At 60.5% G+C, this 22242-nt stretch carries 23 protein-coding genes; 11 read left to right on the top strand and 12 right to left on the bottom strand.

Annotated elements, in window-relative coordinates; translation table 11 throughout:
• Positions 1–130: 130 nt before the first annotated feature.
• Together typA and thiI are read right to left on the bottom strand one after the other, a co-directional pair.
• On the bottom strand, positions 131–1951 hold the full coding sequence (gene typA, locus QZH45_RS02660) for a translational GTPase TypA (RefSeq protein WP_024778074.1): 1821 nt from the start codon (positions 1949–1951) through the stop codon (positions 131–133).
• A gap of 138 nt (positions 1952–2089) precedes the next feature.
• Positions 2090–3544: a tRNA uracil 4-sulfurtransferase ThiI gene (gene thiI / locus QZH45_RS02655; RefSeq protein ID WP_024778073.1), complete on the bottom strand. Its 1455-nt coding sequence runs from the start codon at positions 3542–3544 to the stop codon at positions 2090–2092.
• A 329-nt stretch (positions 3545–3873) separates the two neighbouring features.
• On the opposite strand from thiI, the gene glnA reads away from it, so the two are divergent.
• From glnA to ntrC, 6 genes are all read left to right on the top strand, one after another.
• On the top strand, positions 3874–5280 hold the full coding sequence (glnA, locus tag QZH45_RS02650; protein WP_024778072.1) for a glutamate--ammonia ligase: 1407 nt from the start codon (positions 3874–3876) through the stop codon (positions 5278–5280).
• Positions 5281–5398: 118 nt separating this feature from the next.
• The gene (locus QZH45_RS02645) at positions 5399–5953 is read left to right on the top strand and encodes a chorismate mutase (RefSeq protein WP_024778071.1); all 555 of its coding nucleotides are present in this window, start codon (positions 5399–5401) and stop codon (positions 5951–5953) included.
• Between the two features lie 191 nt (positions 5954–6144).
• Positions 6145–6663, top strand: a complete 519-nt coding sequence (locus tag QZH45_RS02640) for a DUF4124 domain-containing protein (protein WP_055135737.1) — start codon at positions 6145–6147, stop codon at positions 6661–6663.
• Positions 6660–7277: a DUF4124 domain-containing protein gene (locus tag QZH45_RS02635; protein WP_055135736.1), complete on the top strand. Its 618-nt coding sequence runs from the start codon at positions 6660–6662 to the stop codon at positions 7275–7277. Before QZH45_RS02640 ends, QZH45_RS02635 begins: the two co-directional genes overlap by 4 nt.
• 253 nt (positions 7278–7530) lie before the next feature.
• On the top strand, positions 7531–8616 hold the full coding sequence (gene glnL / locus QZH45_RS02630) for a nitrogen regulation protein NR(II) (RefSeq protein WP_024778068.1): 1086 nt from the start codon (positions 7531–7533) through the stop codon (positions 8614–8616).
• A complete protein-coding gene (gene ntrC, locus QZH45_RS02625; protein WP_024778067.1) occupies positions 8613–10049 on the top strand; it encodes a nitrogen regulation protein NR(I) in 1437 nt (478 codons plus the stop codon). The genes glnL and ntrC overlap by 4 nt, the downstream gene beginning before the upstream one ends.
• Positions 10050–10567: 518 nt before the next feature.
• On the opposite strand, the gene QZH45_RS02620 is transcribed toward ntrC, so the two are convergent.
• Positions 10568–11008, bottom strand: a complete 441-nt coding sequence (locus QZH45_RS02620; protein ID WP_024778066.1) for a hypothetical protein — start codon at positions 11006–11008, stop codon at positions 10568–10570.
• On the opposite strand from QZH45_RS02620, the gene trmL reads away from it, so the two are divergent.
• Positions 11007–11462 (top strand): tRNA (uridine(34)/cytosine(34)/5-carboxymethylaminomethyluridine(34)-2'-O)-methyltransferase TrmL, encoded by a 456-nt coding sequence (trmL, locus tag QZH45_RS02615; protein ID WP_024778065.1) that lies wholly within the window; start codon positions 11007–11009, stop codon positions 11460–11462. The two genes, QZH45_RS02620 and trmL, sit on opposite strands and share 2 nt — an antisense overlap.
• A 195-nt stretch (positions 11463–11657) precedes the next feature.
• Here the strand turns inward: trmL and secB are convergent, their stop codons facing one another.
• Genes secB through QZH45_RS02600 form a run of 3 tightly spaced genes read right to left on the bottom strand, consistent with a single transcriptional unit; the run spans position 11658 to position 12846 of the window.
• A complete protein-coding gene (secB, locus tag QZH45_RS02610) occupies positions 11658–12140 on the bottom strand; it encodes a protein-export chaperone SecB (protein WP_024778064.1) in 483 nt (160 codons plus the stop codon).
• A 36-nt stretch (positions 12141–12176) separates the two neighbouring features.
• Positions 12177–12431 carry a glutaredoxin 3 gene (gene grxC / locus QZH45_RS02605; protein WP_024778063.1) on the bottom strand — a complete coding sequence of 85 codons (255 nt, stop codon included), beginning with the start codon at positions 12429–12431 and terminating at the stop codon, positions 12177–12179.
• 1 nt (position 12432) lies between these two features.
• Complete coding sequence (locus tag QZH45_RS02600; RefSeq protein ID WP_024778062.1) at positions 12433–12846, bottom strand: rhodanese-like domain-containing protein; 414 nt, start codon at positions 12844–12846, stop codon at positions 12433–12435.
• 152 nt (positions 12847–12998) lie between these two features.
• Here QZH45_RS02600 and gpmI point away from each other — a divergent pair, with 152 nt between their 5' ends.
• The 4 genes from gpmI (at position 12999) to QZH45_RS02580 (ending at position 18179) form a co-directional block, all read left to right on the top strand.
• On the top strand, positions 12999–14528 hold the full coding sequence (gene gpmI, locus QZH45_RS02595) for a 2,3-bisphosphoglycerate-independent phosphoglycerate mutase (protein ID WP_024778061.1): 1530 nt from the start codon (positions 12999–13001) through the stop codon (positions 14526–14528).
• A 228-nt stretch (positions 14529–14756) separates the two neighbouring features.
• On the top strand, positions 14757–16049 hold the full coding sequence (locus QZH45_RS02590) for a murein hydrolase activator EnvC family protein (protein ID WP_024778060.1): 1293 nt from the start codon (positions 14757–14759) through the stop codon (positions 16047–16049).
• 32 nt (positions 16050–16081) lie between these two features.
• Complete coding sequence (locus tag QZH45_RS02585; protein WP_024778059.1) at positions 16082–17395, top strand: S41 family peptidase; 1314 nt, start codon at positions 16082–16084, stop codon at positions 17393–17395.
• 1 nt (position 17396) lies between these two features.
• Positions 17397–18179: a divergent polysaccharide deacetylase family protein gene (locus QZH45_RS02580; protein WP_024778058.1), complete on the top strand. Its 783-nt coding sequence runs from the start codon at positions 17397–17399 to the stop codon at positions 18177–18179.
• 104 nt (positions 18180–18283) lie between these two features.
• Here the strand turns inward: QZH45_RS02580 and QZH45_RS02575 are convergent, their stop codons facing one another.
• The 6 genes from QZH45_RS02575 to hisB all read right to left on the bottom strand — a co-directional run bounded on the left by QZH45_RS02575 (position 18284) and on the right by hisB (position 22139).
• Positions 18284–19030, bottom strand: a complete 747-nt coding sequence (locus QZH45_RS02575; protein WP_024778057.1) for a substrate-binding periplasmic protein — start codon at positions 19028–19030, stop codon at positions 18284–18286.
• A gap of 63 nt (positions 19031–19093) precedes the next feature.
• A complete protein-coding gene (hisF, locus tag QZH45_RS02570; protein WP_024778056.1) occupies positions 19094–19864 on the bottom strand; it encodes an imidazole glycerol phosphate synthase subunit HisF in 771 nt (256 codons plus the stop codon).
• A 9-nt stretch (positions 19865–19873) separates the two neighbouring features.
• Positions 19874–20611, bottom strand: coding sequence for a 1-(5-phosphoribosyl)-5-[(5-phosphoribosylamino)methylideneamino]imidazole-4-carboxamide isomerase (gene hisA / locus QZH45_RS02565; protein WP_024778055.1), 738 nt, complete (start codon positions 20609–20611; stop codon positions 19874–19876).
• A gap of 42 nt (positions 20612–20653) precedes the next feature.
• On the bottom strand, positions 20654–20908 hold the full coding sequence (locus tag QZH45_RS02560; RefSeq protein ID WP_033034336.1) for a DUF2164 domain-containing protein: 255 nt from the start codon (positions 20906–20908) through the stop codon (positions 20654–20656).
• Entirely contained in the window at positions 20908–21546 is a 639-nt protein-coding gene (gene hisH / locus QZH45_RS02555) for an imidazole glycerol phosphate synthase subunit HisH (RefSeq protein WP_024778053.1), read from the bottom strand. The genes QZH45_RS02560 and hisH overlap by 1 nt, the downstream gene beginning before the upstream one ends.
• Complete coding sequence (hisB, locus tag QZH45_RS02550; protein ID WP_024778052.1) at positions 21546–22139, bottom strand: imidazoleglycerol-phosphate dehydratase HisB; 594 nt, start codon at positions 22137–22139, stop codon at positions 21546–21548. Before hisB ends, hisH begins: the two co-directional genes overlap by 1 nt.
• Between the last annotated feature and the right edge of the window lie 103 nt (positions 22140–22242).

Genomic DNA, 22242 nt, shown 5'->3' with positions numbered 1-22242 from the left:
GGTGCTGAACCTGTGGGAGCGAGCCCGCTCGCGATGAGGCCCGAATAGTCACTACAAAAATCCCAGGCATAAAAAAAACGCCCCCGGTCTCACGACCGGGGGCGTTTTTCATTCAGCCGAAGCTAAACGATCAAGCCTTGGCTTTCTTGGCAGCGCGGGTACGCTCGCCTTCATCCAGGATCTTCTTGCGAAGACGGATGGACTTAGGCGTCACTTCACACAGCTCGTCATCCTGGATGAATTCCAGTGCCTGTTCCAGGGTGAAGCGAACAGGTGGAACCAGGGCGATGGTTTCGTCTTTACCCGAAGCACGCATGTTGTCGAGCTTCTTGCCCTTGGTAGGGTTGACGCCCAGGTCGTTGTCACGGCTGTTCAGACCTACGATCTGGCCGTTGTAGATTTCCTGGCCGTGCTCGACGAACAGCTTGCCACGCGCCTGGAGGGTTTCCAGGGAGTAGGTCAGCGCCTTGCCGGTTTCCACCGATACCAGGACGCCGTTCTGACGGCCGGACATGTGACCGGACTTCATGGTGTCGTAGCGATCGAAGATCGAGGTCAGGATGCCAGCACCGTTGGTCAGGGTCAGGAACTGGTTACGGAAACCGATCAGGCCACGAGCCGGGATGTTGTACTCCAGGCGCACACGCCCTTTGCCATCCGGGGACATGTTGGTCAGGTCGCCTTTACGCAGGCCCATTTCTTCCATGACCTTGCCCTGGGATTCCTCAGGGATGTCGATGGTGACGTTCTCGAACGGTTCCTGCTTATTGCCATCGACGACGCGGATGATCACTTCAGGACGGCCTACGGCCATTTCGAAGCCTTCGCGACGCATGGTTTCGATCAGTACCGAGAGGTGCAGCTCACCACGGCCGGAAACCTTGAACTTGTCGGCCGAGTCGCCTTCTTCAACGCGCAGTGCAACGTTGTACAGCAGCTCCTTGTCCAGACGTTCCTTGATGTTACGGGAAGTCACGAACTTGCCTTCCTTACCGCAGAATGGCGAGTCGTTGACCTGGAAGGTCATGGAAACAGTCGGCTCGTCGACGGTCAGCGGCTTCATCGCCTCGACAACGGTCGGGTCGCACAGGGTGTCGGAGATGAACAGCTCTTCGAAGCCGCTGATGCAGACGATGTCGCCGGCAGCCGCTTCTTCGACGTCCACACGGTGCAGTCCGTGGTGACCCATCAGCTTCAGGATACGGCCGTTGCGTTTCTTGCCGTCGACGTCGATGGCGACAACCGGGGTGTTCGGCTTGACGCGACCACGGGCGATACGGCCAACGCCGATCACACCCAGGAAGCTGTTGTAGTCCAGGGCCGAGATCTGCATCTGGAACGGACCGTCACGGTCAACGGCTGGCGCTGGTACGTTGTCGACGATCGACTGGTACAGCGGGGTCATGTCTTCAGCCATGGCGGTGTGGTCCAGACCGGCAATGCCGTTCAGGGCCGAGGCGTAGACGACCTGGAAGTCCAGTTGTTCGTCGGTGGCACCGAGGTTGTCGAACAGGTCGAAGATCTGGTCCAGAACCCAGTCAGGACGCGCGCCCGGACGGTCGACCTTGTTGATCACCACGATCGGCTTGAGGCCGGCTTCGAACGCTTTCTTGGTCACGAAGCGGGTTTGCGGCATAGGGCCGTCCTGGGCGTCGACCAGCAGCAGCACGGAGTCGACCATCGACATCACGCGCTCTACTTCACCACCGAAGTCGGCGTGGCCCGGGGTGTCCACGATGTTGATGTGGTAGCCGTTCCAGTTGATGGCGGTGTTTTTCGCCAGGATGGTGATACCACGCTCTTTTTCCTGGTCGTTGGAGTCCATCACGCGCTCGTCGTTGAGCTCGTTGCGTTCCAGGGTGCCGGATTGACGCAAGAGTTTGTCTACCAGGGTGGTCTTACCATGGTCAACGTGGGCAATGATGGCGATGTTGCGTAGATTTTCGATCACTTGTGTATCTCGATCAGAGGATTCGGTGTGCTGACAGGTCGTGGCAGCGATTTACGTTGAGTCCGACAAAGCCGCTACAGCTTGTCGGCGGCGTCGGGGGGCCGGTGACGCAGGCCACAGGCAAACAGCCCCGGGCACTTAGCTCGGTCGATAAACGCGCACATTGGCATGCCCCTCACTGAGCAAATGGTGGGCATGCAGGCGACTCATCACGCCTTTGTCGCAATACAGCAGGTACTGGCGAGTAGGGTCCAGTTCCTTGAAACGCGCGTTCACTGCATAGAACGGCATCGTTTGTACCTCGATACCGGCGACGCTCAACGGGTCGTCTTCAGCGTCGTCCGGATGACGGATGTCGATGATGATCTGACCAGCCAGCGCTTCGCCGACTTCTTCAATCTTGATGTCCTGGCCCAATTCGTCGATCACTCGATCGATTGGCACCAGCCTGGCGTTTTCGAGCGCACGCTCGAGCACCGCCATATCGAATTCTTTCTCTTCATGCTCCACGCGTCCGCGCTTGGCGGCCGTCTTCGGATTGACCGAGATGACCCCGCAGTACTCCGGCATGTGCCGGGCAAATTCAGCGGTGCCAATCGCGTTGGCCGTGTCGATGATGTCCTGCTTGTGGCTGGCGATCAGCGGGCGCAGTACAAGCTTTTCGGTCACGCAGTCGATAACCGACAGGTTCGGCAGCGTCTGGCTCGATACCTGGGAAATCGCCTCGCCGGTGACCAGCGCATCGATGTGCAGGCGATCGGCGATGCTGGACGCGGCACGCAACATCATACGCTTCAAAATGACGCCCATATGACTGTCGTCGACTTTGCCGAGGATTTCCCCCAGAACTTCTTCGAACGGCACACTCACAAATAACACGCGCTGGGAGCTGCCGTACTTCTTCCAGATGAAGTGCGCCACTTCCATCACACCCAGCTCATGGGCACGCCCGCCGAGGTTGAAGAAGCAGAAATGGCTCATCAGTCCGCGTCGCATGATCTGATAGGCCGCAACCGTGGAGTCGAAGCCGCCCGACATCAGCACCAGCGTCTGCTCCAGGGCACCCAGCGGATACCCGCCGATGCTGTTGTGCTGGCTGTGGATGACGAACAACCGTTGGTCGCGAATTTCGATGCGTACTTCAACCTGCGGGTTTTTCAACGAGATACCAGCGGCGCCGCATTGCTGGCGCAGTTGGCTGCCGACGTACCGGTCCACGTCCATCGAGCTGAACGGGTGCTTGCCCGCGCGCTTGCAACGTACCGAGAAAATCTTGCCGGCCAACGCATTGCCATAATGCAGCTTGCACTTGGCGACGATGTCGTCGAAATCCCCCAGCGGATATTCATCCACCTGCAGAAAGTGCGCGATGCCCGGCATGCAGGTCAGCCGCTCGGTCATTTCCTTCAGGATCCTGGGATCGCTGACGCGGGTTTCCAGTTCGAGATTGTCCCACACGCCATTCACCACCACGACCGGGTCCAGATCACGGAGCACGGCACGGATGTTCTTCGCCAACTGCCGGATGAAACGCGTCCGGACCGGGCGGCTCTTGATGGTGATTTCGGGAAAGACTTTTACGATTAGTTTCATGAAAACAGCGCGCGAACGGCCAGCCGAAAAAGGGGGGCGCGGATTATAGCGGAAATTGCTCAAGGTTTGACCAATTAATGTGTGCCCCGTTTTGAGCGCACCAAAACAGGTCACCCGCCTTCCATTGCGCTACATTACAGTGCGCAATTGTCTGACAATCTGCCGTTCAAGCCCTGGAAAGGCGTGGGTTTGGTGCAAAAAACCCAAGCTGGGGCACTGGCATGCAATTTGCTCCCTTGTGAGGCAGGTTGCCTTGGCAGAGTATTCGCGCCGGCATCACTCATATCTACGGGCATACCATTACCCGCCCGAAGCCACCCGGAGGACATATGTCGAAGTCGGTTCAACTCATCAAAGATCATGACGTCAAGTGGATTGATCTGCGCTTCACTGACACCAAAGGCACTCAACATCACGTGACCATGCCGGCCCGTGATGCCCTGGATGACGATTTCTTCGAAATCGGCAAGATGTTCGACGGTTCCTCCATCTCTGGCTGGAAGGGCATCGAAGCGTCCGACATGATCCTGATGCCGGACGACGAAACCGCCGTTCTGGATCCGTTCACCGAAGAGCCGACCCTGATCCTGGTCTGCGACATCATCGAACCTTCGACCATGCAAGGCTATGACCGCGACCCACGCGCCATTGCCCACCGTGCCGAGGAATACCTGAAGTCCACCGGTATCGGCGACACCGCTTTCTTCGGTCCCGAGCCTGAGTTCTTCATCTTCGACTCGGTCAAGTTCAAGTCCGACATCTCCGGCTCCATGTTCAAGATCTTCTCCGAACAAGGTTCGTGGATGTCCGACCAGGACGTGGAAGGCGGCAACAAAGGCCACCGTCCAGGCGTGAAAGGCGGCTACTTCCCAGTACCACCGTTCGATTTCGACCACGAAATCCGTACCTCCATGTGCAACGCACTGGAAGAAATGGGCCAGACCGTCGAAGTTCACCACCACGAAGTGGCGACTGCCGGCCAGAACGAAATCGGCGTGAAGTTCAACACGCTGGTCAAGAAGGCTGACGAAGTCCAGACCCTGAAATATGTCGTGCACAACGTTGCCGACGCCTATGGCCGCACCGCGACCTTCATGCCGAAGCCACTGTATGGCGACAACGGTTCGGGCATGCACGTTCACGTGTCGATCTCCAAGGACGGCAAGAACACTTTCGCAGGCGAAGGCTATGCCGGTCTGTCGGACACCGCCCTGTACTTCATCGGCGGTATCATCAAGCACGGTAAGGCCCTGAACGGCTTCACCAACCCGTCGACCAACTCCTACAAGCGTCTGGTACCAGGCTTCGAAGCGCCGGTAATGCTGGCCTACTCGGCTCGCAACCGCTCCGCTTCGATCCGTATTCCGTACGTGAACAGCCCTAAAGCCCGCCGTATCGAAGCCCGCTTCCCGGATCCGGCTGCCAACCCATACCTGGCCTTCGCCGCACTGATGATGGCCGGTCTGGACGGTATCCAGAACAAGATCCACCCTGGCGATGCCGCCGACAAGAACCTGTATGACCTGCCGCCTGAAGAGGCCAAGGAAATCCCACAGGTTTGCGGCAGCCTGAAAGAAGCCCTGGAAGAGCTGGACAAGGGCCGTGCGTTCCTGACCAAGGGCGGCGTATTCAGCGATGACTTCATCGACGCTTACATCGCACTGAAAAGCGAAGAAGAAATCAAGGTTCGCACCTTCGTACACCCACTGGAATATGAGCTGTACTACAGCTGCTGATCCGGTAGCGCTCGCATACGCGGCGTGAAACAAGAGAGGCCTCCTTCGGGAGGCCTTTTTCATGGGCGCAGGTTACGTGCATGATGACCGTCGCCCCTCCCCTTGGAAGAGATTGCCCATGAACTTGCGCTTCACACTTGGCCTCGCCCTTTCCACCGCGCTGCTGGCAAGCACAGCCGAAGCCAAGCCCGCTCCCGACGCCCTGACCCCTTTGCTGAACGCCATCGGCGAACGCATAGCCATCGCCGATCAAGTGGCGCTGAGCAAATGGGACAGTCATAAACCGGTAGAAGACCGCCAGCGCGAGCGTGAAGTCATTGCCGCCGCGGTCGCCCAGGCGCCGACCTACAAGCTGTCCGGGGAAACCGTGGAAGCGTTTTTCACCGCCCAGATAGAAGCCAACAAACTGGTGCAGTACATCGACCTGTCCGACTGGACCCTGGAAGGCAAGGCGCCGGACCTCCCGCGTCCGGACCTGGTGGGGCAAATCCGCCCGCAACTCGATCGACTGCAAAAACGCCTGCTGCAACAACTGGCCGATTTCGCCCCCTACCGTACCGATCCGCAGTGCCCGCAATGGCTGGCCCGGGCCACCCACCACGACAAACAGCACCCGGTGCACCGACTTGCCCTGATACGGGCGACTGCTGAACTGTGCCTAGCCAAAAGCTGAAGCAACACACATCCCCCTGTGGGAGCGAGCCTGCTCGCGATGGCGATCGATCAGCAACATTGCTGTTGCCTGACACATCGCCATCACGAGCAGGCTCCCACAAAGGGGTTTCAGTGTTGAACTCTTTGGGTTGGGCCGACCGGCTCCTTGTCCTATGCTGCATGCAACACTTTCAGTTTCCGGTTGATTTTATGGGTCGCGTTTTTCCAGGAATGCTATCGCTGCTACTGGCACTGCCCGCAGCAGCCCAGATCTACAAATACACCGACGCCAATGGCAACACGGCCTATAGCAACCAACCACCCCAAGGCGTTCCTACCCAGACGGTGGAGTTGCCTCCGCTCAACAGCATCGAACATCAGCCGTCAACCGGCCCGGACACGCCGCCAGTTCCGGCCAGTAGAGAATCGCCGCGCAAGGCCTACGAAACACTCGAGCTGACGGACATCCCCACCGAGCAAGCCCTGCGCGCCAACAACGGCACTTTCACCGTCGGCGTCCGGGCGCAACCACGCCTGCAAAGTCCTCATCAGTTCCGACTGTTGCTGGATGACCAACCCTACGGCCTGCCCTCCAACGTGCCGCGTCTGCAACTGGTGAACATCGACCGGGGCGAGCACCGGTTGGCGGTCCAGGTCATCGATGGGGAAAACCTTGTGCAGCAGAGCGAAACCGTCACTTTTACCGTGCAGCGGGTGCATCAGCCATGATTCGCTTGGCGCTAGCCCTGTACCTGTCCCTGACTGCCTTGCCAGGGATGGCGCAGGTCTACACCTATGTCGACGCTCAGGGTAATCGTGTCTTCACCGATCAACCGCGTCCCGGCAATGCGAAGAAAGTCCGACTGCCACCCGGCAACCGGATGCCCGCGCAGCCTCCTGCTGCAACCTCGGCGTCAACCAAAGTCCAGTCAGAACCCTTGTTTCATTACGAGATGCTCCGGTTGCTGATCCCGGAGCCCGACGCCACGATACGCAGCACAGCGGGGGAACTGATCGTCACCGCCACCAGTGAACCAGGGCTGAAAAAGGGCCATCACTACCGCCTGCTGCTCGACGGCCGGCCCACTGGGGAACCAGGACCAAGCCCAGTGTTTGCCTTGAGTAACATTGATCGAGGCACTCACCAGCTGGCGGTGGAAATCCTCGATGAGCAAGACCGCATCGTCGAACGCACCGCCAACCAACCCTTCCACATGCAACGCACGTCGCTGGCGCAGAAACGCCGCATCAAGCCTTGCACCACCGCCGATTATGGTCAGCGCCCCGAATGCCCCCTCGCCGATAAGCCGGAAGAAGAGAGCAGCATCCTGCCGTTCTTCTAACACCCTCCATGTCAGCGCACTATATTGGTGCGAATCGTTGCGCCACTACCCAGGCTTCAACCCATTTTGGTTCGAAAGTACCCGGAAAAACTGGCAGAACGCCACGCAATCGGGCGAAAAATACCCTTTTCAGGCTCTAAACGCTTCTTTTCGGAGCCTTGGTTTGGTTTTTGCATTTTCCTTCCATCAGCGCGTTTATCGCGCGCGCAATTTAGGACCGGCCCTGAATTGCCACGCTTCAAAAGAGGTCCCGATGACCATTAGCGATGCCCTACACCGCTTGCTACTCGATAACCTCACCACCGCGACCATTCTGCTCGACGCTGAACTGCGCCTCGAGTACATGAACCCGGCGGCGGAGATGCTCCTGGCTGTCAGCGGCCAGCGCAGCCATGGCCAGTTCATCAGCGAGCTGTTCACCGAATCCGCCGAGGCGCTCAACTCGTTGCGCCAGGCCGTGGAGCAGGCTCACCCGTTCACCAAGCGTGAAGCGATGCTCACCGCCCTGACCGGTCAGACGCTGACGGTCGACTATGCGGTAACGCCGATCCTGAGTAACGGTGCCACCCTGTTGCTGCTGGAAGTCCACCCCCGTGATCGCTTGCTGCGCATCACCAAGGAAGAGGCACAGTTGTCCAAGCAGGAAACCAGCAAGATGCTGGTGCGTGGCTTGGCTCATGAAATCAAGAACCCCCTCGGTGGCATTCGTGGCGCTGCGCAATTGCTCGCCCGGGAACTGCCTGAAGAAAGCCTCAAGGACTACACCAACGTCATCATCGAGGAAGCCGACCGCCTGCGAAACCTTGTGGACCGCATGCTCGGCTCCAACAAGCTGCCGTCCCTGGCCCTGTGCAATGTCCACGAAGTGCTGGAGCGCGTCGGCAGCCTCGTGGAAGCCGAAAGCCAGGGTTGCATCACATTGGTGCGCGACTACGACCCAAGCATTCCCGATGTCTTGATCGATCGTGAACAGATGATCCAGGCCGTGTTGAATATCGTGCGCAACGCGATGCAGGCCATCGGCAGCCAGAACGAGCTGCGCCTTGGCCGCATCAGCTTGCGCACCCGCGCCCTGCGCCAGTTCACCATCGGTCATGTGCGCCATCGCCTGGTGACCAAGATCGAAATCATCGACAACGGCCCGGGCATCCCCACGGAGTTGCAGGAAACCATCTTCTTTCCCATGGTCAGCGGCCGTCCGGACGGTACCGGGCTGGGCCTGGCCATTACCCAGAACATCATCAGTCAGCATCAGGGCCTGATCGAGTGTGAGAGCCACCCGGGCCACACCACCTTCTCGATCTTCCTGCCACTGGAACAAGGAGCCACATCGACATGAGCCGTAGTGAAACCGTGTGGATCGTCGATGACGACCGTTCTATCCGCTGGGTCCTGGAAAAAGCCTTGCAACAGGAAGGCATGACCACCCAGAGCTTTGACAGCGCCGATGGCGTGATGAGTCGCCTGGCCCGTCAGCAACCGGACGTCATCATCTCCGACATTCGCATGCCCGGCGCCAGCGGCCTGGACTTGCTGGCGCGAATTCGCGAGGAGCATCCACGGCTGCCGGTGATCATCATGACCGCCCACTCCGACCTGGACAGCGCCGTAGCGTCCTACCAGGGCGGAGCCTTCGAATACCTGCCCAAGCCGTTCGATGTCGATGAAGCAGTGTCGCTGGTCAAGCGCGCCAACCAGCACGCCCAGGAACAGCAAGGCCTGGAAGAAGTGCCGGCCCTGGCCCGCACACCGGAAATCATCGGCGAAGCGCCGGCGATGCAGGAAGTGTTTCGCGCGATCGGACGCCTGAGCCACTCCAACATCACCGTGCTGATCAATGGCGAATCCGGTACCGGTAAAGAACTGGTGGCCCATGCCCTGCACCGCCACAGCCCACGGGCGGCATCGCCGTTCATCGCGCTGAACATGGCTGCGATTCCCAAGGACCTGATGGAGTCCGAGCTGTTCGGTCACGAAAAAGGCGCATTCACCGGCGCGGCCAACCTGCGACGCGGGCGCTTCGAACAGGCCGACGGCGGCACGTTGTTCCTCGACGAGATCGGCGACATGCCGGCCGACACCCAGACCCGTCTGTTGCGCGTGCTGGCGGACGGCGAGTTCTATCGGGTAGGCGGCCATACACCGGTCAAGGTCGATGTACGCATCATCGCCGCGACCCACCAGAACCTGGAAACCCTGGTTCACGCCGGCAAATTCCGTGAAGACCTGTTCCATCGCCTGAACGTGATCCGCATTCATATCCCGCGCCTGGCGGATCGTCGCGAGGACATCCCGACCCTGGCCAGGCATTTCCTCAGCCGCGCCGCCCAGGAGCTGGCGGTAGAGCCCAAGCTGCTCAAGAGCGAGACCGAGGAATACCTCAAGAACCTGCCGTGGCCCGGCAACGTGCGCCAGCTGGAGAACACCTGTCGCTGGATCACCGTCATGGCCTCGGGACGTGAGGTGCATATCGGCGACCTGCCACCGGAACTGCTGAGCCTGCCACAGGACTCGGCCCCGGTGACCAACTGGGAACAGGCCCTGCGCCAGTGGGCCGATCAGGCCTTGGCCCGAGGCCAGTCGAGCCTGCTGGACAGTGCCGTGCCGAGTTTCGAACGAATCATGATCGAAACCGCCCTCAAGCACACCGCCGGCCGCCGCCGCGACGCCGCCGTATTGCTGGGCTGGGGTCGCAATACCTTGACCCGCAAGATCAAGGAATTGGGGATGAAGGTCGATGGCGGGGATGATGATGAAAGCGAAGAGGGCTGAGCCTCCGTCGGCTTTTCGCTGAATCTGAAGGCCAATCGCGAGCAGGCTCGCTCCCACATCGGGTTGTCGGTGTGCGCGCGCGTCGTGGCGCCGCTCCCCCTGTGTGCGAGCCTGCTCGCGATGCTTTTGAAAGCTTCGTGCACCACACCAATGCACCACGAACCGCAACTGCGCGCTTCATACGAGCCCTGACTGATCGAGTCACCTCGGGGAAACCTGCCTCAACAAAAGCCAAAGCCCCGGAATACGGGGCTTTGCGCAACATCGTAAGGTTTTCTGTGACAAGCCATTTAAAACTGGCACGCCCCCTGCAATAACCCAATCACTACCCAGTTTCGGGGACCTTGGTACAGGCAGGCCGGGGATTCCCCATTTTATTCGGGCTCATCGAGCTCATCGTTTTGGGGGCCTTGATACAGGCAGGTCAAGGTTTCCCTTCTTTACACCAGGGCTGGATCTTTGCGATCGCCCTCCCGTTTTGGGGACCTTGGTACAGGCAGGCCGGGGATTCCCCTCTTTTATTGCTCCTGGAGACGGACCTCGAGCCGCCAGCGATCATCCACCTCGCTGCCGGTCCACTCGCCCCGCAACGGACGCGCCGCCACCAGAGTCAGCAACAAGCCCTTGTCACTCAAGCGCACGCGCCAGTTCACGTCCTTGCCATTGAGCTTCAGTTGCCCCTTCTGTGCCGGACCTTCGGCTTCGAACAACAGCGCCACGGAGCCATCGATGATTTCTCCGTGCAGCTTGGGTTCGTCATTGAACCAGGCCACCAGCACCCCATCGCTCACCTCGATCTGTTGCAACACGCTCGGTTCGGGATTGGTCAGGCGGCCGATCATCAGTCCAATCATCAACCCGAAGATTGCCAGGGAGCCCATGACCCGCGGGAATAGCTTCGAACGCTCATCGGTTTGCAGCGTAGAATGCGCGTCATCTTTGTTATCGGAGCCGTGCATGTTTCACGTCATCCTTTTTCAACCGGAAATTCCGCCGAACACCGGCAATGTCATCAGGCTCTGCGCCAACAGCGGCTGCCATCTGCATTTGATCGAACCGCTGGGCTTCGAGATGGACGACAAGCGCCTGCGTCGCGCGGGCCTCGACTACCATGAGTATGCCACCTTGCAGCGTCATGCAGACCTCGCCAGTTGTCTGGAAAGCCTCGGCCACCCGCGCCTGTTCGCTTTCACCACAAAGGGTTCGCGGCCCTTCCATGATGCCAGTTTCGTTGCCGGCGATGCGTTCCTGTTCGGGCCTGAAAGCCGAGGCCTGCCGGCCGACGTGCTGGACGCGCTACCGGCAGAGCAGCGCTTGCGCCTGCCGATGCGTGAAGGCTGCCGCAGCCTGAACCTGTCCAACACGGTGGCGGTGGCTGTTTACGAGGCGTGGCGGCAGAACGGTTTCGCCTGAACCCATAACGCCAGAAACTCCTGTGGGAGCAGAGCCTCCGGGAGCCGAGCCTGTGGGAGCAGAGCTTGCTCGCGATGGAGTCGACACGGTTCAACTTTAAACCGCGTCATCGTTCATCGCGAGCAAGCTCGGCTCCCACAGACTCGGCTCCCACAGGGCTCGCTCCCACAGGTTTTATAGCCGGCTGTCGGACGCTTATTGAACCGTCGCGCTGCCTTCTTCCTGCATGCGTTGCAGCTCCTGGGCGTACAGCGCATCGAAATTCACCGGGGCCAGCATCAGGGCCGGGAACGAGCCGCGAGTCACCAGGCTGTCCAGCGCTTCACGGGCGTACGGGAACAGGATGTTCGGGCAGAACGCGCCCAGTGTATGGCTCATCGAAGCGGCATCGAGGTTCTTGATCAGGAAGATCCCGGCCTGCTGGACTTCAGCGATGAACGCCACTTCGTCACCGTTCTTCACGGTGACCGACAGGGTCAGCACCACTTCGTGGAAGTCTTCTTCCAGGGCTTTCTGGCGGGTGTTGAGGTCCAGGCCTACGCTCGGCTCCCACTGCTGGCGAAAGATCGCCGGGCTTTTCGGGGCTTCGAACGACAGGTCTCGCACATAAATGCGCTGCAAGGAGAATTGCGGTGCGGCTTCTTCTTCGCTGGCAGCTGTGTTCTGTTGGTCAGTCATCGCAGATCCTTCTCACTTTCAGGTTCTTCAGGGGATTCAGGCCTTGAGCATCGCGTCGAGCTTGCCGGCGCGCTCCAGGGCAAACAGGTCGTCGCAACCGCCCACGTGGGTGTTGCCGATCCAGATCTGAGGCACGGATGTACGTCCGGCCTTCTGGGTCATCTCGGCGCGCAGTTGCGGCTTGCCATCGACCTTGATCTCTTCGAAAGCCACGCCCTTGTTCTGGAGCAGGAACTTGGCTCTGGAACAATAGGGGCAGTAATCGCTGGAATAGACAACGACGTGGGTCATCTCACTTCACCAGGGGCAGGTTGTCGGCTTTCCAGGTCGCCACGCCACCGGACAGCTTGGCGGCAGTGAAACCGGACTTCATCAGTTCGCGGGCGTGGGTACCGGCCGTCTGGCCCATGGCATCGACCAGGATAATGGTCTTGGCCTTGTGCTTTTCCAGCTCGCCGATACGTGCGGCCAATTTGTCCTGGGGGATGTTCAACGCGCCGACAATGTGACCGGCGGCGAATTCCTTGCCGGGACGAATGTCCACCACCACGCCGGCGTCCTTGTTGACCAGCGCGGTCAGTTCGGCGGTGCTCAGGCTGCGACCGCCGCCCTGCATCGTGTGGACGAGCAGCAATGCCAGCAGTACGACGAAGATACCGACGAGAATGTAGTGGTTAGTGGCAAATTCAATCAGGTGAGCAACCATCGAAGGAGGTTCCAGGGCGTTAAAATGTCGGCCAGTATACACAGCACTCAAGGTCGGCCAAACCCCGCCCGGCGGTGACGGCACCGGAACTTACCTTTAAACTGCCCGTCCCTTTTCCATCGTCTTCCTTTAACCAGCCACGAGTGGATTCCATGACTACCACGCCTAAACCTTTGGTCCTGATGATTCTCGACGGCTTCGGTCACAGTGACAGCCACGAATCCAACGCTGTGTATTCGGCCAACAAGCCTGTACTGGACCGCCTGTGGGCCACCGTGCCGAACGGCCTGATCTCCGGCAGCGGCATGGACGTCGGCCTGCCGGACGGGCAGATGGGCAACTCCGAAGTCGGCCACATGAACCTCGGCGCCGGCCGCGTGGTTTACCAGGACTTCACCCGCGTCACCAAAGCGATCCGCGACGGCGAGTTCTTCGAGAACCCGACCATCTGCGCCGCCGTGGATAAAGCCGTGGCTGCCGGCAAGGCCGTGCATTTCATGGGTCTGCTGTCCGACGGCGGCGTGCACAGCCACCAGGACCACCTGATTGCCATGGCCGAACTGGCCTTCAAACGCGGCGCCGAGAAAATCTACCTGCACGCCTTCCTCGATGGCCGCGACACCCCGCCGAAGAGTGCCGCCTCTTCCATCGAGCTGCTGGACACCACATTCCAGGCGCTGGGCAAGGGCCGCATCGCCAGCATCGTCGGCCGTTACTACGCCATGGATCGCGACAACCGTTGGGACCGCGTAGCCCAGGCCTACAATCTGATCGTCGATGGCAACGCCGAATTCAGCGCCGCCACCGCCCAGGAAGGCCTGCAAGCCGCCTACGAGCGCGGCGAAAGCGACGAATTCGTCAAGGCCACCACCATCGGCGAGCCGGTCAAAGTCGAGGATGGCGACGCCGTGGTGTTCATGAACTTCCGCGCCGACCGGGCCCGCGAACTGACCCGGGTCTTCGTCGAAGACGATTTCAAGGAGTTCGAACGCCCTCGCCAGCCAAAGCTGGCCGGTTTCGTAATGCTGACCCAGTACGCCGCCAGCATCCCGGCACCTTCGGCTTTCGCCGCCGGCAGCCTGGAAAACGTGCTGGGCGATTACCTGGCGAAGAATGGCAAGACTCAGTTGCGCATCGCCGAAACAGAAAAATATGCCCACGTGACGTTCTTTTTCTCCGGCGGCCGCGAAGAACCGTTCCCGGGCGAAGAACGCATCCTGATCCCATCGCCGAAAGTCGCCACCTACGACCTGCAACCGGAGATGAGCGCCCCGGAAGTCACAGACCGGATCGTCGACGCCATTGAAAACCAGCGTTACGACGTCATCGTGGTCAACTATGCCAACGGCGACATGGTCGGTCACAGCGGTGTATTCGAGGCAGCGGTCAAGGCCGTGGAGTGCCTGGACACCTGCGTTGGCCGCATCGTCGAGGCGCTGGAAAAGGTCGGAGGCGAAGCGCTGATCACAGCCGACCATGGCAATGTCGAGCAGATGTCCGACGAATCCACCGGCCAGGCCCACACTGCCCATACCACCGAGCCGGTGCCATTTATCTACGTTGGCAAGCGCGACTTCAAGGTCCGCGACGGCGGTGTGCTGGCCGACGTGGCGCCGACCATGCTGATGCTGCTGGGCATGGAAAAGCCTGCGGAAATGACCGGGACTTCGATTCTGGTCTGATCAACCCCCCCATGTGGGAGCAAAGCTTGCTCGCGATAGCGATCGAACGGTCAGCACTTTTGTTGAATGTGCTGACATCATCGCGAGTAAGCTTTGCTCCCACAGAGGTTTGGCGGTGATTTGGCGCCTGACACCAGCCCAGTTGTCACACAGCCCCAAATGGGCGTTTTTTTTGCGGCGTGGGGCGGGCATACTAGGCCGTCCCTTTCCCTGGTATCGCCCGCCTCTATGCTTCGCGTCCTGATAGCCCTCGCTCTGACCTGCCTGCTCCAACCGGCCTTCGCTGACGAGCGCGCGCAAACCCAACAGCAGTTGGAAGCCACGCGCCAGGACATTGCCGAGCTGAAGAAGCTGCTGGGCAAGCTGCAGGAAGAGAAAGCCGGCGTGCAGAAAGACTTGCGCGGCACCGAGACCGAGATGGGCAACCTGGAGAAACAGGTCGACGCCCTGCAAAAAGAGCTGAAGAAAAGCGAATCCGAGCTGCAGCGGCTCGATGGAGAGAAAAAAAAACTCCAGAGCGCGCGCGCTGAACAGCAGCATCTGATCGCCATCCAGGCCCGCGCGGCCTATCAGAGCGGCCGTCAGGAGTATCTCAAGCTGTTGCTCAACCAGCAGAACCCCGAGAAGTTCGCCCGCACCCTCACCTACTATGACTATCTGAGCCAGGCACGCCTGGAACAACTCAAGAAATTCAACGAAACCCTGCGGCAGCTGGCCAACGTCGAAAAAGACATCGAACTGCAGCAAGCCCAGTTGCTGGTGCAGAAAAGCAGCCTCGATACCCAGCGCGAAGAACTCGAGAAAGTGCGCAAGGAACGCGCAGAAGCCCTGGCCAAGCTCAATGATGATATGAAGGCGCGGGACAGCAAGCTCAAGGCTCGCGAGCAGGACCAGGCCGAATTGGCGAAAGTCTTGAAAACCATCGAGGAAACCCTGGCCCGCCAGGCGCGAGAGGCAGAGGAAGCGCGGCAGAAAGCGCTGATCGCCCAGCAGGAAGCCGAAAAAAAGCGTTTGCGTGAAGCCCAGGCCGATGCGGACTCGGACGATGCGCCCCGCAAAACGACAAAATCCAGCCCCGGCGCGCTGGTTTCCAGCGATGGCGAAACTTTCGGCGGCGCCTTTGCTTCCGCCCGGGGCAAACTTCCATGGCCAGTCAATGGTCGATTGCTTGCGCGCTTTGGTGAAACCCGCGGCGACGACACCCGTACCAAGTGGGACGGCGTGATGATCAGCGCATCCGCCGGCAGCCAGGTGCACGCCGTTCATGGCGGGCGCGTGGTGTTCGCCGACTGGCTGCGTGGCGCCGGCCTGCTGGTGATCCTCGATCACGGCAACGGTTACCTGAGTCTGTATGGCCACAACCAGACGCTGCTCAAGTCGGCGGGGGATGTGGTCAAGGCCGGTGAGTCCATCTCCACGGTCGGCAACAGTGGCGGGCAGGATACGCCTGCACTGTATTTCGCTATTCGTCAGCAGGGTCGCCCCAGTGACCCGGCCCAATGGTGTCGTGCGCAAGGATAAGCGCGCCCATCCAATTAAGGAGTTCGTTCGACATGCTGCATTTGTCCCGCCTTACCTCGCTGGCCCTGACGATCGCCCTCGTGATCGGTGCGCCCCTGGCTTTCGCCGCCGGACCGGCCCCGTCGGCGCCTGCCGCCGCCGCGACCACGAAGGCCCCGTTGCCGCTGGATGAACTGCGCACCTTTGCCGAAGTCATGGACCGGATCAAAGCCGCCTACGTCGAACCGGTGGATGACAAGATGCTGCTGGAGAACGCCATCAAGGGCATGCTCAGCAACCTCGACCCGCACTCGGCCTACCTGGGACCGGAAGACTTTGCCGAATTGCAGGAAAGCACCAGCGGCGAGTTCGGCGGCCTGGGCATCGAAGTCGGCAGCGAAGACGGCTTTATCAAGGTGGTCTCGCCGATCGACGACACGCCGGCCTCCAAGGCCGGAATCCAGGCCGGTGACTTCATCGTCAAGATCAACGGCCAGCCGACACGCGGCCAGAGCATGACCGAAGCCGTGGACAAGATGCGCGGCAAGATCGGCCAGAAGATCACCCTGACCCTGGTGCGCGATGGCGGCACGCCGTTCGACGTGACCCTCACGCGGGCGGTCATCCAGGTCAAGAGCGTGAAGAGCCAACTGCTGGAGTCGGGCTACGGCTACATCCGCATCACCCAGTTCCAGGTCAAGACCGGCGAAGAAGTTGCCAAGGCCCTGGCCAAGCTGCGCAAGGACAATGGCAAGAAACTCAACGGTCTGGTCCTGGACCTGCGCAACAACCCTGGCGGCGTGCTGCAGTCGGCGGTGGAAGTGGTCGATCACTTCATCACCAAGGGCCTTATCGTCTACACCAAGGGGCGTATCGCCAACTCCGAGCTGCGCTTCTCGGCCACCGGCAACGACCTGAGCGAAGCTGTGCCACTGGTGGTGTTGATCAACGGTGGCAGCGCCTCGGCCTCGGAAATCGTCGCCGGTGCCCTGCAGGACCAGAAGCGCGGCGTCGTCATGGGCACCACCAGTTTCGGCAAAGGCTCGGTGCAGACCGTGCTGCCACTGAACAATGATCGCGCCCTGAAGATAACTACCGCGCTGTACTTCACGCCCAACGGCCGCTCCATCCAGGCCCAGGGCATCGTCCCGGACATCGAGGTGCGCAAGGCCAAGATCACCAGCGAGCAGGACAGCGAATACTTCAAGGAAGCCGACCTGCAAGGTCACCTGGGCAATGGCAACGGCGGCGCCGACAAGCCGAGCGGTTCTGGCGCCAAGGCCAAGCCGATGCCGCAGGATGACGATTACCAGTTGGCCCAGGCCCTGAGCCTGCTCAAAGGACTGAACATCACCTCCGGCCGCTGAGATGGACCGGCGTTTCATCCTCGGTCTGTTGTGCTGCCTGGCGAGCGCTGCTTTTGCGGCGCCCGACACGCCTGCGCCTTCACCGCACAAGGCTTACCTGAGCCTGATCATCGACGACCTGGGACAGAATCTGCCCCGGGATCGCCGGGTGCTCGCACTCCCCGGTCCGGTCGCCACCGCGATCATGCCCGACACGCCCCACGCCGCCGAATTCGCTCGCGAGGCTCACCGCGCTGGCAAAATCGTCATGCTGCACATGCCCATGGATCCGGCGACCGGACCGTTCGCCTGGCATCCCGAACTACCGATTGAGGAGCTGGGAAAGCGTCTCGACGCCGCGTTCGCCGCCGTGCCCTATACCAGCGGGGTCAACAACCACATGGGCAGCCGCATGACCGCCCAGCCCCAGGCCATGGCATGGCTGATGGCGGACTTGCAACAGCGGCACAAGTTCTTCGTTGACAGCCGCACCAGCGCCCAGACCGTCGCAGCCGCCGAAGCCCAGAAGATTGGCCTCGCCAGTGTGTCGCGGGATGTATTCCTCGACGACGAGCGCACCGAAGCCGCCATCGGCCACCAGCTCCAGAGCGCCATCGACCTGGCCCGCCGCCAGGGCTCGGCCGTGATGATCGGTCATCCCTACCCGCAAACGCTGGCGGTACTCGAACGCGAACTGCCCAGGCTAAAGGCCCAGGGTATCGAATGGGTCGACATCCAGTCGATGATCAGCCTGCGCAGCAATCGGGCGATGGCGGGGCATGGGAAAAATGGGGTTTATCGATAACCGCGTCGCTGCTATCGCGAGCAGGCTCGCACACATTGATTGGCGACTGAGCTTCATCCTGTGGGGGCTTGCTCGCGAAGCGCCTGACCGACCGGTAAATTTCTTCAGAGATACCGCGCCATGATTGCGTCCACCGCACCTTCCCTGCGCAGTTCATCCAGGGCTTTTTGAAGCCGTGCGACCACATCGTCGGGCACGTCCCTGTTCAGCGCCAGGTACAACTCGGCACTGTTGAATCGCAACACGGTCTTGAGATCGCTCACACCCTCCTGACGAGCCAGGTAGCGGCCGGCCGGGTCGCCAGTGGCCCACAGATCGATTTGACCGTTGACCAGTTTCCTGGCGTTGTCCTGATCGCGCAGCACGACAATTGGATTCAGCCCTTGCTTGCCCAGTGTTTCGGCAATCGCATCACCCTTGTAGGCGCCGATCCTGTATTGGCGCGCCTGCTCCAACGAGTCGAGGACAATCTTGCTGTCCGCCCTGGCAAGCATGATCCAGTCGTCCGGACCAATAGGACCAACCCATTTGAACAGCGCTTCACGCTCCGGCAACCGCGCCATGACAAACACACCGTAGCCGGGATTTTCCAGGGCGAGTTTGTAGATGCGTTCCCAGGGAAAACGCAGTGTCAGGTTGTAGGTGATATCGGCGCGCTTGAAGATCTCGCGGACGATGTCCACGGCAATGCCATGGATGTTCTCGTCCTGGGCGAAGTTCTTGCCGTTCTTGGCCATGTTGTACGGAGGGAAGTTTTCCGTCAGCAGCACCAGTGATGTCTCGGCAGCGCGGGCGGACCCTGCGAGCAGCAACGTGGCGCCAGCAAAGGCAAGAACGAGGCGTTTGAGCATGTCGGGCTACCGCAATCCATGGTGTGCCCAAGAGTGCCTTGGGCTTGCCATGGTGTCCAGCAATCAACGAACGCAGATACCGCGCTGTGCCATGTAGGCCTTGGCTTCCGGCACGGTGTATTCGCCAAAATGGAAGATGCTCGCCGCCAGCACTGCACTGGCGTGGCCTTCGAGAATGCCATCGGCCAGGTGTTGCAGGTTGCCGACACCGCCGGAGGCAATCACCGGGATCCCCAGTGCATCGCTGATGGCGCGGGTGACGCCCAGGTCGAAACCGTTCTTCATGCCGTCCTGATCCATGCTGGTCAGCAGGATCTCACCGGCGCCCAGGCCCTCCATCTTCTTCGCCCACTCGACGGCGTCGAGGCCGGTTGGCTTGCGGCCGCCGTGGGTGAAGATTTCCCAGCGCGGGGGTTCGCCCGGGCCGGACACCTTCTTCGCATCGATCGCCACGACAATGCACTGCGAGCCGAAACGCTCGGCGGCCTCGCCGACGAACTCAGGATTGAAGACGGCGGCGGTGTTGATCGACACCTTGTCCGCACCGGCGTTGAGCAGGTTGCGGATGTCCTGCACGGTGCGCACGCCACCGCCCACGGTCAGCGGAATGAATACCTGGCTGGCCATGCGCTCGACGGTATGCAACGTGGTATCGCGACCATCGACGCTGGCCGTGATGTCCAGGAAGGTGATTTCGTCCGCGCCCTGCTCGTCGTAGCGACGGGCGATCTCCACCGGGTCGCCGGCGTCACGGATGTTCTCGAACTTGACGCCCTTGACCACCCGGCCGTTATCCACGTCCAGGCAAGGGATGATGCGTTTGGCCAGCGCCATGATGAGTCCTCAGCCTGTGTAGGCATCGCAGAAGGCCTGGGCCTCGGCGACGTCTAGGGTGCCTTCATAAATCGCGCGACCGGTGATCGCACCGATGATGCCCGGCGCCTTGGCGTCGAGCAGCGTCTTGATATCGCCCAGGTTGTGGATACCGCCGGAGGCGATGACCGGAATCTTCGTAGCGGTGGCCAGGGCGGCGGTGAACGGGACATTGCAGCCTTGCATCATGCCGTCTTTGGCGATGTCGGTGTAGACGATGGCAGACACGCCGTCAGCCTCGAAGCGCTTGGCCAGGTCGATCACCTGCACGGTGCTGACTTCGGCCCAGCCGTCAGTGGCGACGAAACCGTCCTTGGCGTCCAGGCCAACGATGACCTTGCCCGGGAAGGCGCGGCAGGCTTCGGCAACGAACTCAGGCTCCTTGACCGCCTTGGTGCCGATGATCACATAGCTGACGCCGGCCTTGACGTAGTGCTCGATGGTTTCCAGCGAACGGATACCACCACCAATCTGGATCGGCAGGTTCGGGTAGCGCCTGGCGATGGCGGTGACCACCTCACCGTTCACCGGCTGCCCTTCGAAGGCGCCGTTCAGGTCGACCAGATGCAGGCGACGGCAACCACCTTCCACCCACTTGGCGGCCATGCTCACCGGATCATCGGAAAATACCGTGGAGTCTTCCATCCGGCCCTGACGCAGACGTACGCAAGCGCCGTCCTTGAGATCGATAGCGGGGATAATCAGCATCTGGCAAACCTTCAAATACGAATGTTCAGCTTGGCTCGGGAATCAGTTTTTCTCGAGCGCCCACAGGTCGCTTTCGATGCTTTCGAACCTTTCCTTAAGGTGCGCCTGCACGTCGAAAATCGCCCTGTTGTAATAGTGCGGAGCAATTTCGCGGGTAAACAGGTCAAGAATTTCCGCCGCCTCGAACGACCCCAGGTCCAGTTCGAAACGATCCTCCATGAACCGCTGAATCTTGCGGTTCGCCTCACTTTCCTGTTCCGGGGTGAGGGTGAGGATTGGCGGTTTCTTGCGTGCCATTACCAGCGGCCGTCCCACGCGGCGAAATTCTGCAACAGCTGCAGGCCATGGGTGTGGCTCTTCTCCGGGTGGAACTGCACGGCAAATCGTGACCCATCGGCCAGGGCCGCTGCGAAATCGACGCCATAGTGACCACTGCCCACCACCTGCCGTGCATTGCCGGCGGCGATGTAGTAACTGTGTACGAAGTAGAAGCGCGCCAGGTCCGGAATGTTGTGCCACAGCGGGTGATCCACCACCTGCTTCACTTCGTTCCAACCCATGTGCGGGACTTTCAGGTGTTCGGCGTCTTCATGCAGGTCCCTGCCAAAGAACTTCACCTGACCCGGGAACATGCCGATGCAATCGACACCGGCGTTCTCTTCGCTGCGCTCGAGCAAAGCCTGCATGCCCACGCAGATGCCAAGGAACGGACGGTCCTGGCTGACTTCCTGGACCAGCGAATCGAAGCCCAGGCGACGGATCTCGGCCATGCAATCGCGAATCGCACCGACACCGGGGAATACCACTCGGTCGGCTTCGCGAATCACGTCGGCATCGCTGGTGATCAGCACCTTGCCGGCCCCCACATGCTCGAGGGCCTTGGCCACCGAGTGCAGGTTGCCCATACCGTAGTCGATGACTGCAACCGTCTGCATTACAGGACGCCCTTGGTGGAGGGCATCTGCCCGGCCATGCGGTCATCGAGTTCGACGGCCATGCGCAGGGCACGGCCGAAAGCCTTGAACACGGTTTCGATCTGGTGATGGGTGTTGTGCCCGCGCAGGTTGTCGATGTGCAGGGTCACATTGGCGTGATTGACGAAGCCCTGGAAGAATTCCTGGAACAGATCGACGTCGAAGCCGCCGACGGTAGCGCGGGTGTATGGCACATGCATCTGCAAGCCAGGACGACCGGAGAAGTCGATGACCACCCGCGACAGTGCTTCATCGAGCGGCACATAGGCGTGGCCGTAGCGACGGATGCCCTTCTTGTCGCCGATGGCCTGGGTGAAGGCCTGCCCCAGGGTGATACCGACGTCTTCCACTGTGTGGTGGTCGTCGATATGCAGGTCGCCCTTGCTGACGATGTCCAGGTCGATCAGCCCGTGACGGGCGATCTGGTCCAGCATGTGCTCAAGAAAAGGCACGCCGATATCAAACCGGGCCTTTCCGGTGCCATCCAGGTTGATCGAGGCTTTGATCTGGGTTTCCAGAGTGTCGCGCTCGACAGACGCCTTACGTTCGGCCATCACCAGCTCCGCAAAATCATTGGGCGAAAAAGGCAGCCATTATAGGGGCGCGAGCGACAAACAGAAACACGGGAGACGATATCACTGACGGGCTGAATCCCGC

Origin of the sequence: Pseudomonas corrugata (genome assembly GCF_050920615.1) — a bacterium.
Classification (GTDB): Bacteria; Pseudomonadota; Gammaproteobacteria; order Pseudomonadales; family Pseudomonadaceae; genus Aquipseudomonas; species Aquipseudomonas corrugata.
The sequence above is the reverse complement of the archived record's forward strand: the minus strand, read 5'-3'. Positions and strand labels throughout refer to the sequence as shown.